Here is a 15,352-nt window from a genome sequence, read left to right as displayed (position 1 = left end):
ACTATTTTAAGCGCTTGTAAAGTTACGACTTTTGCAGTTGATTTAAATAACGATTTATGAAATTTAGAATAACCTTATTACTGGCAGTATTGTTGAGTGTTTCAACTGTAAATGCACAATCGAATATTGTACAAAATGATACTTTAAAAGAAGTTGTAATTACATCAACAAGAATAGATTTACCTTTTAAAGAAAACTCTAGAACAATAAATATTGTTACTAGCAAAGACATTGCAAACAGTGCAGCAACCAATGTTGCAGACCTTTTACAATTGGTAGCAGGTGTAGATATTAGAAGAAGAGGTACTGCAGGTAGCCAAGCAGATTTATACATTAGAGGTGGTGGTTTTGATCAAACGTTACTTTTAATAGATGGTATAAAAATGGATGATGCACAAACAGGGCACCATACAATGAATGCAGCTTTACCAATAGAAGTAATTGAGAGAATAGAAATTATAAAAGGGCCAGCAGCAAGAGTTTTTGGTCAAAATGCATTTACAGGAGCAATTAATATTGTTACTAAGAAAAATTTAGAAAATACAGTTTCTGCAAATGTAGAAGCAGGTTCTTTTGGGCAGTTAAATGGATCAGTAACTGTGGGTAAAGAGTTTGCAAATTCATCTTTCATTGCACACGTAGGTGCTTTAACATCTGATGGTTATAGAAACAATTCAGATTATAACAATTATAATTATTTTCTAAAAGGTGTTTTCAATAAGAACAAACAACCTATAGAAATGATTGCTACTTTTTTTGATAAGAAATTTGGTGCAGAAAACTTTTATACTACAAATCCTGCTTGGAATGAGTATGAAGAAACTCAGAATAGTTTAGTTGGTTTTTCTACTACGTTTAATACAGGTAATTTTAAAATAAAACCAAGAATCTATTGGAGAAGAGGTCAAGATATTTTCTTGTTAAAAAGAGATGATCCTAGTTTTTTTAGAAATTTGCACATTACCAATAAAATCGGGGTAGAAACTAATGTATCATATACATCTAGTTTAGGTATTACAGGTTTTGGTATCGATGTTTCTCGTTTTTCAATTAGCAGTAATAACTTAGGAGATAGAAACAGAACTTTAGCTAATTTCTTTTTAGAGCACAGATTTAAAATAGGAGATAATATAGATCTTACACCAGGTGTGGCTGTAACTTATTTTTCTGACTTCGATTTTAATGCTTTTCCTGGTTTAGATTTAGGAATTCAGATTTCTGATAACTTTAAAGCTTATGGTAATGTTGGTTATACTTATAGAGTGCCAACATATACAGATTTGTATTATTCAGATCCTGCAACTTCTGGTAATCCTGATTTAGAACCAGAAAGTGCATTCGCTCAAGAATTAGGAGTAAAATTTAATGGGAACAACTTTTTTGCATCGTTTGCTATTTTCAATAGAGATTCAGATAATTTAATAGATTATATTAGACCAGATACTGCAACAGGTGTATTTACAGCAACCAATATTGCAGAGGTAAACACCAAAGGTTTAGAGTTTGATGCTACTTATTTATTTAAACTAAATGATTTTAATCAAAGTTTAAAAGTAGGTTACTCTTATTTAGAAGATGATATTATAGATCAAAACTCAGACTTATCTCGTTATTCTTTAAATACTTTAAGACATCAATTTATTACACAATTGTCTACCTCTTTCTTTAAGAACTTAAGACAAAATATAATGTATAAACATGCAGAAAGAACTACAGGTCAGAGTTACAATGTATGGGATGCTTCTATTATTTTAGACGTAAATAAATTTAGTTTTACAATTACAGCTAATAATATTTTCGATGCTGAATACATAGAAAGTGGTTTTGTACCTATGCCACCAAGCAACATACTTTTTGGTTTACGCTATAACCTATAACTAAGGTTTTATAAACTTCATTGTTTAAACCATCAGCTTTATTATAAAGTTGATGGTTTATTTTTGTTTAATATTTCCTTTACCTTTTCTTAACTTTGCAGTTCAATTAGATGCAGTATGAGTTTAAACTTATCTCAAATAGATAGAGTACAGACAATCACAAAAGAAGACTTTCTTAAAAATTATTTTAAACCACAAAAACCTGTGGTTATTGAAAAGTTTATAGAAGATTGGCCAGCATTTTCTAAATGGTCTTTAGACTATATGAAAGAAGTTGCAGGCGATAAAACTGTACCTTTATATGATGATAGACCAGTAGATTTTAAAGACGGTTTTAACGAGCCACATGCAAAAATGAAAATGTCTGAATATGTAGATTTATTAAAAAGAGAACCTACAAAATTTAGAATTTTTTTATGGAATGTTTTAAAAGAAGTGCCTGCATTGCAAAAAGATTATAAGTTTCCTGATTTTGGTTTACGCCTAATGAAAGGTTTACCAATGTTATTTTTTGGAGGTACAGATTCTTACACGTTTATGCATTATGATATAGATTTAGCTAATATTTTTCATTTCCATTTTGAAGGTAAAAAAGAGGTTATTCTATTTGATCAGAAGCAAAACAAACATCTTTACAAAATACCATATTCGTTGATTACAAGAGAAGATATTAACTTTTCTAATCCAGATTTTGAGAAGTGGCCAAATCTTAAAAATGCTAAAGGGTATACTACCCATTTAGAGCATGGACAAGTATTATACATGCCTGAAGGATATTGGCATTATATGAAATACATTACACCTGGTTTTTCAATGAGTCTAAGAGCAATTGCCAGAAACCCTAAAAACTTGGGTAAAGCCATATACAATATTTTTGTGATGAGAACTATAGATAATATCATGAGAAAAGTAAAAGGCCAAAAATGGATAGATTGGAAAAATGAGCAAGCCATCATTAAATAAAGATTAATTTAATAAATAATTCTACATATACCATTGATTTTAAGTACATTTGGTTTTCGCTAATCAAAAAATTACCTAATCAATGAAAGCCTGTCCAAGATGTAAATCTGTGTCTAGGCACAGAATGAGACGTAAGCCAATGGTTAAATTAATACCAGGTACAAAAAGTTATGCTTGTGATAAGTGCAATACCAATTACACATACTTTTCTGTGATTAATAGGTCTCTAAGAGTTTAAAAAAAAAGCCTCGCAATTTGCGAGGCTTTTTTAATTTTTACTATCTAGTTTATTTGAGTAGCCTAAAAATATCATTACCATTAGCAAATAGTAGCAGGGCAATAAGCAATACAAAACCTACCAATTGTGCATACTCTAAGAATTTATCTCCAGGTTTTTTACCTGTAATCATTTCCCAAAGCGTAAATACAACATGACCACCATCTAAAGCTGGTATTGGTAAAAGATTCATAAAACCTAACATAATAGATAAAAATGCAGTTATATTCCAAAAAGATTCTGCACTCCATTCATCAGGAAAAATACTTCCTATAGAAATGAATCCTCCTAAGCCTTTATAAGCTCCTGTACTTGGGTTGAATATCTTTTTTAATTGTTTTACGTAATCTGTTAAGGTTTTCCAAGATTTGTTAAAACCAGCAGGTATAGCCTCAGAAAAAGAGTATTCTATATTTGCTAAATCATAATACCCTAATTTTTCTAAATCTGACAAAGGTAAAGTTGTAAAAACAACACCTAGTTTACCATCATTCGTTACTTGCAGTGTTATTTCCTTTTCAACTTTTTCTCTAATCACAGTTGCTGTAACTTCTTGTCCTTTGTAGTTAGATAATACAGCTTTAGCTTCATCATAATATTTTAAAGGGGTGCCATTTACACTTGTAACTATGTCTTTTTCTTGTAATTCCGAACTCACATTTGGTGAATCATCTGAGATTTTACCAATTACAAAAGGAAAACGCGGGTATAAAAATGGGCCAACATCTTTTCCTCTATCCATCAATTGAGAAATAAAATCAGTAGGAATTTTTTTGTCAATAACCTGACCTTCTCTTTCAATTTCGAAGTTATTACCATTAATAAACTCTAAAGATAAGCCAGAAAATTTCTTAACTTTTTGACCATCTACAGAAAGTATTTTATCACCTGTTTTTAAACCTAAATTCATGGCCAAAGAATCTTGTACCCAAACACCATCTTTTAAATTATCATTAGGTAAATATTGCTCTCCATAAGAATACATTAGCATAATGTATATAAAAATACCAAGTACAAAGTTTACAAAAACACCACCTAACATAATAATTAAACGTTGCCAAGCTGGTTTTGATCTAAACTCCCAAGGTTGAGCTGGTTGTTTCATTTGCTCAGTATCCATACTTTCATCTATCATTCCAGAGATTTTAACATAACCTCCTAAAGGAATCCAGCCAATACCATAAACAGTTTCACCAACTTTTTTCTTAAATAAAGAAAATTTATAATCGAAGAATAAATAGAATTTTTCTACTCGTGTTTTAAATAATTTTGCAGGGATAAAGTGCCCCAATTCGTGCAAAACAATCAATAAAGATAAACTTAATATAAATTGTGATGCTTTTATTAATATTTCCATTCAGTAATAACGCTTAATTGTATAACTGACAAAGGTACATTATTAAAGAGAGTTTAAAAAGTAATCTTAAAAGTTGATATTGCAAATTAACAGACTTTTAAGCCTAATAACTTAAAGAGTACTTTTTTTGCATTTTTTTAAGCCGTAAATTTGCAAAAGATACACTTTTTATGGATTTAAATTTTTTTAAAAAAAGTAAGGCCACTCTAATTTTCTTAGTTGTTTTCTCTGCAGTTACAGTACCTGTTTTTTATCATTTGTTAAAGGTAGATAAGAAATTAAAAGTATACAGCCCTTCAGATGTAAATCCTAGTTTGGTGCATGAATCTATTAAGCACATAACAAAAGATCATACTATTGCTGATTTTGAGTTGATAAATCAAAATGGCAAAATTATCACTCAAAAAGATTATAAGGGCAAAATCTATATCGCAGATTTTTTCTTTACAAGATGTACAAATATTTGTGTAGCTATGGCTTACAATATGAATGAGCTACAAGAATATTATAAGAATGATAATGATATAATGTTTCTAAGCCATTCTGTAACTCCAGTTATGGATAGTGTTCCTGTTTTAAAAGAGTATGCTATAAATAAAGGGGTTATTGATGGTAAATGGAATGTAACTACTGGTGCTAAAAAACACATTTACGATTTAGCAAGAAAAAGTTATTTTGCTGTAATTGAAGATGGTGATGGAGGTGAAGATGATTTTATTCATACGGAACAATTTGTGCTCATTGATAAAGAAAGAAGAATTAGAGGCTATTATGATGGCACTAATAAAGAGGATATGCAAAAGTTGAAAGACGATATGGTTTTGCTTAAAGAAGAGTATGAAAATAAGTAATGTTATTTTATAATTCTTTATTTTAAAAATCATTCAAACAAGTTGTTTAGACTCATTCTAAAGTATTATCTTTGTTAACCAAATAAAAATATACTTTTGAATACAATTGCATCTTTAAATGTTGGAGAAATTGGTTATATATCTGAAGAGTCTTTAGAGATAATTCCATTAAAATTGTTAGAAATGGGTTGCTTGCCTGGGGCAGAAGTAGAGCTAATACAACAAGCTCCTTTAAAAGATCCAATTTACATCTGTGTAAATGGTAGTCATTTGGCCATTAGAAAAGAAACTGCAGCAATTATTCAAATTCTTAAAAGCGAAATTTAATGTCTAAAAACGATATAAAAATTGCTTTAATTGGTAATCCTAATACTGGTAAAACTTCGCTTTTTAACCAACTTACAGGTTTAAATCAAAAGGTAGGTAATTATCCTGGTGTTACTGTAGATAAGAAACTAGGTAAAAGTAAATTGTCTGCTACTCAAAATGCCATAATTACAGATTTACCTGGTACATACAGCATTAATCCTACTTCTTTAGATGAAAGTATTGTTTTAAAAACATTGCTTAAGAAAGATATTAAAGAATCTCCAGATGTTATTTTAGTGGTTGCAGATGTAGAAAATTTAAAGCGTAATCTGTTACTTTTTTCGCAAATTAAAGATTTAGAAATACCTACTGTATTGGCCATAAATATGGTAGATCAAATGAATAGAAAAGGTATTTCTATTGATTTATCACTCTTAAAAAAAGAATTAAATACAGAAGTTGTATTAATAAGTGCAAGAAAGAACGAAGGAATTCAAGAAGTTAAAGAAGCCATTATTCGTTGTCATGTGGCAGCTAAAGCATCTCCTCTTTGTGGAATAAATTCTAAGATAGATCCAGATTATTTTGAAAATCTTAAAAAGATTAGTCCAAATTATTCGCTATATGAATTATGGTTAATGGTAACTCAAAATAACTATCCAGATACCATTACAAAAGAAGAAAAAGAAAAGCTTTTAGCTTTTAAGCAAGATGTGCCTAAATTAAAGAAATACCAACACAAAGAAACTATTTATAGGTATCAAGAAATTAATAAAATTTTAAAGAAAACCTATATTGTAGATAAATCTAAGGCCAAAGATTTACGAAGTAAACTAGATAAAATTTTTACTCATAAAATATTTGGGTATGCTATTTTCTTTCTGATTTTATTGATAATTTTTCAATCGATATTTGACATTGCATCTGTGCCAATGGATTTTATTGATGGTGTTTTTGCAGAGTTAGCCAACTTTACTAGAAATAGATTACCTGTTGGTGTTTTAACAGATTTATTAGTAGAAGGTATTATACCAGGAATTGGTGGTGTCGTGATTTTTATACCTCAAATTGCAATTTTATTCTTGTTTGTAGCCATTTTAGAAGAAACTGGTTACATGAGTCGTGTTGTTTTTTTAATGGATAAAATTATGAGACGATTTGGAATGAATGGAAAAAGTGTAATTCCGTTAATTTCAGGAACAGCTTGTGCTATACCTGCAATTATGGCTACAAGAACTATTTCTAATTGGAAAGAACGTTTAATTACTATTTTAGTAACACCTTTTACAACTTGTTCAGCACGTTTGCCAGTTTATGCAATTTTAATAGCACTTATAATTCCTGATACTAAAATTCTAGGTTTTTTAAACTTACAAGGTTTGGTATTGTTGCTGTTGTATGCGCTAGGTTTTGCTTCTGCAATATTAGGTGCTTACATTTTAAACAAAACACTAAAAATAAAATCAAGATCATTTTTTGTAGTAGAAATGCCAAACTATAAACTACCCTCATTTAAAAACGTATTTTATGAAGTGGTAGAAAAAACGAAAGCCTTTGTATTAGGTGCAGGTAAAATTATTTTAGCATTATCTGTAATACTTTGGTTTTTGGCATCAAATGGAGGAGAGGAATTTAAAAACGCAGAACAAACTGTAGTTGCTAAAGTTGAAAATCAGAATTTAAATACAGAAGAAATTCAACAAAAAATAGCATCAGCAAAATTAGAGAAATCATATATAGGTATGTTGGGTAAATCTATAGAACCAGCAATTAAACCTTTAGGTTATGATTGGAAAATTGGTATTGCTTTAATTACCTCTTTTGCAGCTCGTGAAGTTTTTGTAGGAACTTTAGCTACCATTTATAGTGTTGGAGCAGATGATGAAGATACTACTACCATTAAACAAAAAATGGCTTCAGAAATAAATCCTGATACAGGTAAAAAACGATTTAATTTTCCTGTAGGTATGTCATTAATGGTTTTTTATGCGTTTGCTATGCAGTGTATGGCAACATTAGCCATTGTTAAACGTGAAACTAAAACTTGGAAATGGCCGTTAATTCAATTATTTGGAATGGCGGTTCTAGCCTATGTTTCCTCTTTATTAACCTATCAAATATTAAGTTAATGCAAGAAATTATAGTATACATTTTACTGGCTTTTGCACTATTATTTTTAGTGAAAAAATACATATTACCAACAAAACAATCTAAAGGATGCAGTTCAGACTGCAATTGCCATTAAAAAACGTAAGTTTTTTTTGCAAGGATTCTTAACTTTGATTGACAGAAGTAAAACAATAATTAAAATATAGAAACATGAAAAAAGCAATTTTATCAATCGCAATTTTTACAATCGCCTTAATTTCATCTACAGAAGTTACTGCACAAGATTTTCCAAAGATGGATGTAAGTCCTATGGATGCAGCATCCTATCCTTCTAACTGGAGAGAAGCAGACAAATTAGTAAAAGTGATTTACAGTAGACCTCAGTTAAAAGGTAGATCTTTAGATAAATTAGCTCCTCAAGGAAAAGTTTGGAGAACTGGAGCAAACGAAGCAGCAGAAATTACTTTTTATAAAGATGTTGTTTTTGGAGATAAAAAGGTAAAAGCAGGAACTTATACTTTATTTACAATACCAACAGATGGAGATTGGACTGTTATTTTAAGTAATCAAAAGAATGTATGGGGTTCTTATTTCTACGATCAGAAAGAAGATGTTGTTAGAGTAGAAGCACAAGTTTCTCAAGGTAAAAAAAGTCTAGAAGCTTTTTCTATTGTTTTTAATGGCGAAGATGATAATGCTGTGATGCATTTAGGTTGGGGAAAAACAAGAGTTTCTGTTCCTGTAAAAGGATAATAAAATCTTATTTTAAAAATAAACCTCAAAAGTAATTATTGCTTTTGAGGTTTTTTTATGCTTTTTAAACAGATTGTTTTTGCTGCCATTTCCAAGCAGAGCGCAAAGCTTCATCAAGCCCAATTTCTGTTTTCCAGTTTAGTTCTTTGTTTGCAATTGTAGTATCTGCGTAACAAGACATTACATCTCCATCTCTTCTACCTACAATTTTGTAATTTAATTTTAAGTCGTTTACCTTTTCGAAAGTATTGATTACTTCTAATACAGAAGTACCTTTACCTGTGCCAATATTAAAAAACTCAAAAGACTCTTTATTATTTTTACTAATTAATCTTTTTAAAGCTGCAATATGTGCTTTTGCTAAATCTACAACATGAATATAATCACGAATGGCAGTACCATCTTCTGTAGGATAATCATCTCCAAAAACAGATAACTGTTCACGAATACCAGCAGCAGTTTGAGTAACAAAAGGAATCAAATTCTGAGGTACACCTAAAGGTAATTCACCAATTTTAGCAGATTCATGTGCACCTATAGGATTAAAATAACGTAGAGCAATTGCATTTATTCCATAAGCTTTGCTTGAATCTCTGATAATTTCTTCACCAATTTTTTTGGTATTACCATAAACAGATTCAGCTTTTTTAACAGGTGCATTTTCTGTAATTGGCAAATGATTTGGCTCACCATAAACAGTTGCGGAAGAAGAGAATATAAAATTATCTAATTTACGATCTTTAAGTTCTTGCAACATATAAATTAAAGAGCTTAAGTTGTTTTCGTAATAATCTAATGGTTTTGCAATACTTTCACCAACTGCTTTAAAGGCAGCAAAATGAATTACTCCATCAATATCATGAGCATCAAAAACAGCTTTAATATCACTTTTAATACGAACATCTGCCTTGTGAAAGGTAGGTTTTACACCTGTAATATCTGTAATGCTATCTAAAACTGATAAGGTTGTGTTCGATAAATCATCAATAATTACAACCTCAAAACCTTCGTTTTGTAGTTCAACTACTGTATGAGAACCTATAAAGCCAAGACCTCCTGTTACTAAAATTTTTTTCATTGGTTAATTAGTTTTTAAAGTTTGAAACGGATTTGTATTCTTTTATATTCTTAATGTCATTTTTAAATTTTCTATCTAATTCATTTATCTTATTCCTTTTCCTAGAAATTATCAAATAGAAGCTTATTAAAAGTATTGAGAAAAATATAAAAGCAGACTGTAAAACAGCATCTGAGTATTCCATTCTCTCTATCATTGGAGGTCTTCCTTTTCTTCCTGGTAAATAAGGTGAATAAATAGAATATAAAATCCCTACAATAATACTTATTGGAATATTTATGTAATAAATTTTATTTAAAGACTTCTTGCTATATTCAAGTTGGTCTTTATATTTTGACATCTTTTGAATTTAGTTTAAAAAATCTAAAATTGTGTTTGTTATAAATTGTAATTGATCTTCCTCTAGCTCTGTGTGCATAGGTAATGAAATTACTGTTTTTATCAAATCATTGGTTACAGGAAAATCTTCTTCATTATATCTGTCGTCTTTATATGCTTTTTGAGCATGTAAAGCAACAGGATAATAAATAGCATTTGGTATTTCTTTGCTCAATAAATGTTTGTGCAAAGCATCTCTTTGTCCATTTGTAATTTGCAAAGTATATTGATGAAAAACGTGGCAATCACAAACATCACAAATTTGTCCACAATTAGCTGTTTTGTTTGATTGTGCAGTAGGTGTAATTATTGCTGAATGATTTGCAAAAGCTTTATTGTAAAAACGAGCTGCATTTCTTCTAGCATTACAATAGGTATCTAAATGAGGAAGTTTTGCTTTTAAAACTCCAGCTTGTATTGAGTCTAATCTTGAATTTACACCAACAACATCATGATAATAACGTTCATACATTCCATGATTTACAATTCCACGAATGGTATGCGCTAAATCATCATTATTGGTGAAAATTGCACCTCCATCTCCATAACAACCTAAGTTTTTAGATGGAAAAAATGATGTTGTACCTACATCTCCAATAGTTCCTGCTTTTTGCTGCGAGCCATCTTTAAACGTATAATTAGCACCAATTGCTTGCGCATTATCTTCAATAACAAAAAGATTATGCTCTTTAGCGATTTCTAAAATAGCATCCATATTTGCAACTTGTCCAAATAAATGTACAGGTACAATCGCCTTTGTTTTTGGTGTAATAGCTTTTTTTAACGCTTCAATATCAATATTAAATGTTTCTTTGTCAACATCTACCAAAACAGGAGTTAACTTTAAAAGTGCAATAACTTCTACAGTGGCTGCAAATGTAAAATCTACAGTAATTACTTCATCACCTTGCTCTAAACCTAAACCCATCATCGCTATTTGCAAAGCATCTGTTCCGTTTGCACAAGGAATTACATGTTTTACATTTAAGTAGGCTTCTAAATCTTTTTGAAATTCTTTAACTAATGGGCCATTTATATATGAAGATGAGTTTAAAACATCTTGAATAGAGTTGTCTACAGCATCTTTTATTTGTTGATATTGCTTTTGCAAATCAACCATTTGAATTTTATTCATAAATCATCAAATTGTTAGTGTATCAAAAATACAACATAATTATTTTATCTTTGGCTACATCAAAAATTTTCAAATGAATTTTATTAAAAAGAGCCTAAAAATTATTCTTCTATTAATTGTGCTAATTGCAGTTGGTGCATGGTTGTATTCTAGAACTTATTATCCAGATTATTCAGGAGAATTAGAATTAGAAAATTTATCAGATGAAGTAACAGTTTATTTTGATGAAGTTGGTGTGCCACATATTGAGGCTCAAAATCAGCAAGATGCTTACACAGCTTTAGGCTATGTGCATGCACAAGACAGATTGTGGCAAATGGAGCTTATAAGAAGAATTGCTGCTGGTAGATTGTCTGAAATTTTTGGAAAAGATTTACTGAAGACTGATGTGTTTTTTGCTGGTTTAGGTATAGAAGAGGCTGCTGAAAAATCTATTGCAGCTTTAGATAAGAACAGTGAACCTTATAGATTAACTCAGGCTTATTTAAATGGTATTAATCAATTTATTAATGAAGGTAAAACACCTTTAGAGTTTTCCTTAGTAGGTGTAGAAAAAGAAAATTACACCATAAAAGATGTGTATAATGTGTTTGGTTATATGGCTTTTAGTTTTGCAGTTGCACATAAAACAGATCCGCTTTTAACCGAAATTAAAGAGAAATTAGGTGATGCTTATTTCAATGAAATAATGACAACCGATTTAAATGATCTTACCATTAACAAGTATGAAACCAATGAAATTAAAGGCGAACTTTCTGCAGCTGTAAGTAAGTTGATGGATAAATTACCTGTTTCTACTTTTATAGGTAGCAATTCTTGGGTAATAGCACCAGAAAAAACTAAAAATGGTAAAGTTTTGTTTGCTAATGATCCTCATATAGGATTTTCGCAACCTTCAGTTTGGTACGAAAATCATATAAAAACTCCAGATTTTGAAATTTATGGTTTTAACATAGCATTAATGCCATTTCCACTTTTAGGGCATAATAGAGAATATGCCTATGGTTTAACTATGTTGGCTAATGATGATTTAAACTTTTATATAGAAGAGAATAAAGTTGATGATGAGAATCAATACAAAACATCAAATGGTTACAAATCTTATGCATTACGTTCTAAAACAATAAAAATTAAAGATGAGGCTGATACCACTTTTAGTGTAAAAGTTTCTAAACATGGGCCAATTATGAATGGCATAATATCTCATATGAACGATGATAGACCAATTGCTATGCATTGGTTATATACTCAATTAGACAATGAGCAATTAGATGTTTCTTACGAAATGTCTCATGCAAACTCTTTAAATAGTTTTAGAACTGCTGTTTCAAAAATTCATGCTCCTGGTTTAAACGTAATGTATGGAGATGCCACAGGAAATATAGCATGGTTTGCTTCTGCAAAATTATATCAACTTAGAGATAGTTTATCTTCTAAATTGTATTTAGATGGTGCTTCTGGTAATGATGAGATCACCGAATTTTTGCCATTTGATGAAAACCCTCAGGCTATAAATCCTTCTTGGAACTATGTATATTCTGCAAATAATCAGCCAGATTCAGTGAGAGGTAAATTGTATCCAGGGTATTATCAGCCTCAAGACAGAGCAAAAAGAATAACAACGTTATTAAATCAAAAAAACGATTTTACAAAGCAGGATGTTGAGCAAATGATATATGATGTGCAATCTGCAACTGTTTCTGATATTGCTAAAGATTTATTACAAAACGTAAATAGAGAAGAATTATCTGCATCACAAAAAAAAGCGCTTTCCATTTTGGAAAGTTGGAATGGAGATTATCAAAAAACAGCAATAGCACCAACCATTTACAATCGATTTTTATATGAGGTTTTAGCGGCTACTTACAAAGATGAATTAGGAGATAGTTTTACTTTATTTATTAATTCTCAATTACAAGATCAGGCCTTGCCAATTCAAATTAATAGAGAAGAATCTATTTGGTGGGATAATGTAACGACTAAAAACAACACAGAAACTAGAAACGAAATTATTACCAATTCGTTTTTAAGTGCATACTCGTTCTTAGAAAATCAGCTAGGAGAAAATGTAGATAATTGGATGTGGAAAAGAGTCATTTCTTTAGAACATGAACATGCCATTGGTAAAGCTGGAGGTGTTTTAAGGTCAATCTTTAATGTTGGGCCTTTTGAAACTATTGGAGGTAATGAAGTAATTAACAATCAAATTTTTCAATTAGATAGCACAGGAGTTTACAAAATTACTGCTGGCCCATCAACAAGAAGAGTTATTGACTTTTCTGATATAGAGAACAGTTCTGCAATTTTACCAACAGGTCAATCAGGTAATGTGTTTAGTGATCATTATAAAGATCAAGCTCAGAAATTTGTAGATGGTGAGTTTGTAAAAATGAGTTTGAATGAAGAAGAAATAAAGAAAAGCAAAAATGTTTTGATATTAAAACCAAAGCAGTAATTTACTTGCTAAACTTCTTTGTAAATTTCTTCAAAAGGAATTCTAAATCGCTCTCCATAAACCCCTTTTGGATCTCTAATTCCACATGATACAATCATGTTAATTTCAGCTCCAGAAGGTAAACCTAATAAATTTTTAACTCGTAAAGTGTCTGACCCTTCCATAGGGCAAGTATCATAACCTTCTGCAGCCATAGAAATCATAAAGTTTTCTGCAGCTAATCCACAAGTTTTATGAGCTACAATTCTCATATCGCTTTTTCGAACTTGTCTATAAATAGGCTTAAAAAAACCAATTATAGTAACCATAATAAACTTTAGAAATCCTAAAATTCCTAGAAAATCTGCATAGGCAAAAGGGATTATTTTACCATAGTAATTTCTAGCTGTTTTTTCTCTACTTGTTTGTTTTTCTTTTGGATTATTTGCTCCAAAATTTTTATCAATAAACTTTAAATTGGCTTTTGATCTTTCTTTCCATAAGTCTTTTCGCGTAACAAAAATGACTAATTGCTGTGCCGTTTTTGCTGCATTTTGATTAAAACAAAAGGGAGCAATTTTAGCGATAATATCTTTAGAAGTAATGTGGTAAAATTCCCACAGTTGCATATTACTACTGTTAGGTGCTAAAGCAGCTTGCTCTAAACATTTCTTTACAATTGCAGTTTGTATGGGTTTATTAGCATCATAAATTCGTACTGATCTTCTGTAGCTTATAGCTTCAGACACTGTTTTTTCTTGATTCATAAAGTGTTTATGATAACTTGTTTAATTTTTTATTCATTACCCAAAACCAAACTGGAGGTAAAAATGAAAGTAACATCATACCTGGATAACCTGTTGGCATTTGCGGACTTTCTGGTAATGATTTTAACAATTGGTAATGCTTAGAGCCATTATAATGATGGTCTGAATGTCTGGATAGATTAAAAAGTAATACTTGACCCACTTGATGGTTGCTGTTCCAAGAATGATTTCTTTTCACACGCTCATATCTGCCATGAGTATTCTTTTTACGTAATAAGCCATAATGCTCTATGTAATTTACAGTTTCTAACAAAAGAATACCAACTACAGCTGCAGCTATAAATGCAAATAGCACAAAGAGGCCAAAAATAAAATAGATAAGTGCTAAAAGAATTATGTTGCAAAATGTATAGACAACCATTCTGTTCTGATGATGAAACCAAGATCTATTTAAACTTTTCATTCTTTTATTTTCTAATTGCCAAGCTTGAAAATAACTTGTAAAATGAGAGCGAATCCAGAAAAAAAATAAAATTTCATTTTTTCTAGCAGTGGCAGCATCTTTTGGTGTTGCTACATTATAATGATGACCACCATTATGATAAGGTAAAAAGTGAGTGTTTAATGAGGTAAGCAATAAAATTTCTCCAATAAACTCTCCAACTCTTTCATTTCTATGACCTAGTTCATGCCCAACATTAATGCCAATTACTCCACACATAATTCCCATTCCAAAAATTCGGCCAAATATTTCTGAGTTGGTAAGATTTGGTTCTTGAATAGCATAAAAAAAGAATAATAAATACCCAATTTGTATTGGTAAAGTCGCATACAATAGGTAAGTGTAAAGTTTGTTCTCTTTTTCAATTTTTTCTTCTTCTTTGGTAAAATTGTAAGTATTTGGTCTAATAAAAAATTCTAGTAAAGGAACCAAGCCAAAGAAAACAAGTGCTGGTAAATACGTTAACCAACCTTTGTTTGTAAAAGAAATAAAGACTACTAAAGGTAGAATTAAAATAGTAAAGTATTTTAGGGCTTTCATTTAGAAATTTATTTTCTAAATA

General features: G+C 30.2%; 13 protein-coding genes. 7 read left to right on the top strand and 6 right to left on the bottom strand.

From position 1 onward, the window contains the following. Positions 1-56 precede the first annotated feature (56 nt). Together MED152_RS06555 and MED152_RS06550 are read left to right on the top strand one after the other, a co-directional pair. On the top strand, positions 57-1,877 hold the full coding sequence (locus MED152_RS06555; RefSeq protein ID WP_015481073.1) for a TonB-dependent siderophore receptor: 1,821 nt from the start codon (positions 57-59) through the stop codon (positions 1,875-1,877). A 117-nt stretch (positions 1,878-1,994) separates the two neighbouring features. Beyond that, positions 1,995-2,840, top strand: coding sequence for a cupin-like domain-containing protein (locus MED152_RS06550; protein WP_015481072.1), 846 nt, complete (start codon positions 1,995-1,997; stop codon positions 2,838-2,840). A gap of 287 nt (positions 2,841-3,127) precedes the next feature. On the opposite strand, the gene rseP is transcribed toward MED152_RS06550, so the two are convergent. After that, positions 3,128-4,474: an RIP metalloprotease RseP gene (gene rseP / locus MED152_RS06545; RefSeq protein WP_015481071.1), complete on the bottom strand. Its 1,347-nt coding sequence runs from the start codon at positions 4,472-4,474 to the stop codon at positions 3,128-3,130. A gap of 170 nt (positions 4,475-4,644) precedes the next feature. Here rseP and MED152_RS06540 point away from each other — a divergent pair, with 170 nt between their 5' ends. From MED152_RS06540 to MED152_RS06525, 4 genes are all read left to right on the top strand, one after another. Then, a complete protein-coding gene (locus MED152_RS06540; protein ID WP_015481070.1) occupies positions 4,645-5,325 on the top strand; it encodes an SCO family protein in 681 nt (226 codons plus the stop codon). A gap of 96 nt (positions 5,326-5,421) precedes the next feature. Continuing rightward, on the top strand, positions 5,422-5,652 hold the full coding sequence (locus MED152_RS06535) for a FeoA family protein (protein WP_015481069.1): 231 nt from the start codon (positions 5,422-5,424) through the stop codon (positions 5,650-5,652). Next, positions 5,652-7,763, top strand: a complete 2,112-nt coding sequence (gene feoB, locus MED152_RS06530) for a ferrous iron transport protein B (protein ID WP_015481068.1) — start codon at positions 5,652-5,654, stop codon at positions 7,761-7,763. The genes MED152_RS06535 and feoB overlap by 1 nt, the downstream gene beginning before the upstream one ends. 190 nt (positions 7,764-7,953) lie before the next feature. Further along, positions 7,954-8,496, top strand: a complete 543-nt coding sequence (locus tag MED152_RS06525; RefSeq protein WP_015481067.1) for a DUF2911 domain-containing protein — start codon at positions 7,954-7,956, stop codon at positions 8,494-8,496. 64 nt (positions 8,497-8,560) lie between these two features. Here MED152_RS06525 and galE read toward each other — a convergent pair whose 3' ends face one another. Genes galE through MED152_RS06510 form a run of 3 tightly spaced genes read right to left on the bottom strand, consistent with a single transcriptional unit; the run spans position 8,561 to position 11,087 of the window. Beyond that, on the bottom strand, positions 8,561-9,574 hold the full coding sequence (gene galE / locus MED152_RS06520; protein WP_015481066.1) for a UDP-glucose 4-epimerase GalE: 1,014 nt from the start codon (positions 9,572-9,574) through the stop codon (positions 8,561-8,563). Between the two features lie 7 nt (positions 9,575-9,581). Continuing rightward, entirely contained in the window at positions 9,582-9,914 is a 333-nt protein-coding gene (locus tag MED152_RS06515; protein ID WP_015481065.1) for a hypothetical protein, read from the bottom strand. 9 nt (positions 9,915-9,923) lie between these two features. Continuing rightward, a complete protein-coding gene (locus MED152_RS06510) occupies positions 9,924-11,087 on the bottom strand; it encodes a DegT/DnrJ/EryC1/StrS aminotransferase family protein (protein WP_041383436.1) in 1,164 nt (387 codons plus the stop codon). A 73-nt stretch (positions 11,088-11,160) separates the two neighbouring features. Between MED152_RS06510 and MED152_RS06505 the strand changes: the two genes are divergently transcribed. Next, entirely contained in the window at positions 11,161-13,542 is a 2,382-nt protein-coding gene (locus tag MED152_RS06505; protein ID WP_015481063.1) for a penicillin acylase family protein, read from the top strand. Positions 13,543-13,550: 8 nt separating this feature from the next. Here the strand turns inward: MED152_RS06505 and MED152_RS06500 are convergent, their stop codons facing one another. Beyond that, positions 13,551-14,288 (bottom strand): nitroreductase family protein, encoded by a 738-nt coding sequence (locus MED152_RS06500; protein ID WP_015481062.1) that lies wholly within the window; start codon positions 14,286-14,288, stop codon positions 13,551-13,553. Between the two features lie 7 nt (positions 14,289-14,295). Beyond that, on the bottom strand, positions 14,296-15,330 hold the full coding sequence (locus tag MED152_RS06495; RefSeq protein WP_015481061.1) for an alkane 1-monooxygenase: 1,035 nt from the start codon (positions 15,328-15,330) through the stop codon (positions 14,296-14,298). Positions 15,331-15,352: the final 22 nt, after the last annotated feature.

Source organism: Polaribacter sp. MED152 (genome assembly GCF_000152945.2).
Taxonomy (GTDB): domain Bacteria; phylum Bacteroidota; class Bacteroidia; order Flavobacteriales; family Flavobacteriaceae; genus Polaribacter.
The sequence above is the reverse complement of the archived record's forward strand: the minus strand, read 5'-3'. Positions and strand labels throughout refer to the sequence as shown.

Coding starts and splice junctions, on each gene's coding strand:
- MED152_RS06555 (WP_015481073.1), top strand. CDS start 57: ATGAAATTTAGAATAACCTTATTACTGGCAGTATTGTTGAGTGTTTCA.
- MED152_RS06550 (WP_015481072.1), top strand. CDS start 1,995: ATGAGTTTAAACTTATCTCAAATAGATAGAGTACAGACAATCACAAAA.
- rseP (WP_015481071.1), bottom strand. CDS start 4,474: ATGGAAATATTAATAAAAGCATCACAATTTATATTAAGTTTATCTTTA.
- MED152_RS06540 (WP_015481070.1), top strand. CDS start 4,645: ATGGATTTAAATTTTTTTAAAAAAAGTAAGGCCACTCTAATTTTCTTA.
- feoB (WP_015481068.1), top strand. CDS start 5,652: ATGTCTAAAAACGATATAAAAATTGCTTTAATTGGTAATCCTAATACT.
- MED152_RS06525 (WP_015481067.1), top strand. CDS start 7,954: ATGAAAAAAGCAATTTTATCAATCGCAATTTTTACAATCGCCTTAATT.
- galE (WP_015481066.1), bottom strand. CDS start 9,574: ATGAAAAAAATTTTAGTAACAGGAGGTCTTGGCTTTATAGGTTCTCAT.
- MED152_RS06515 (WP_015481065.1), bottom strand. CDS start 9,914: ATGTCAAAATATAAAGACCAACTTGAATATAGCAAGAAGTCTTTAAAT.
- MED152_RS06510 (WP_041383436.1), bottom strand. CDS start 11,087: ATGAATAAAATTCAAATGGTTGATTTGCAAAAGCAATATCAACAAATA.
- MED152_RS06505 (WP_015481063.1), top strand. CDS start 11,161: ATGAATTTTATTAAAAAGAGCCTAAAAATTATTCTTCTATTAATTGTG.
- MED152_RS06500 (WP_015481062.1), bottom strand. CDS start 14,288: ATGAATCAAGAAAAAACAGTGTCTGAAGCTATAAGCTACAGAAGATCA.
- MED152_RS06495 (WP_015481061.1), bottom strand. CDS start 15,330: ATGAAAGCCCTAAAATACTTTACTATTTTAATTCTACCTTTAGTAGTC.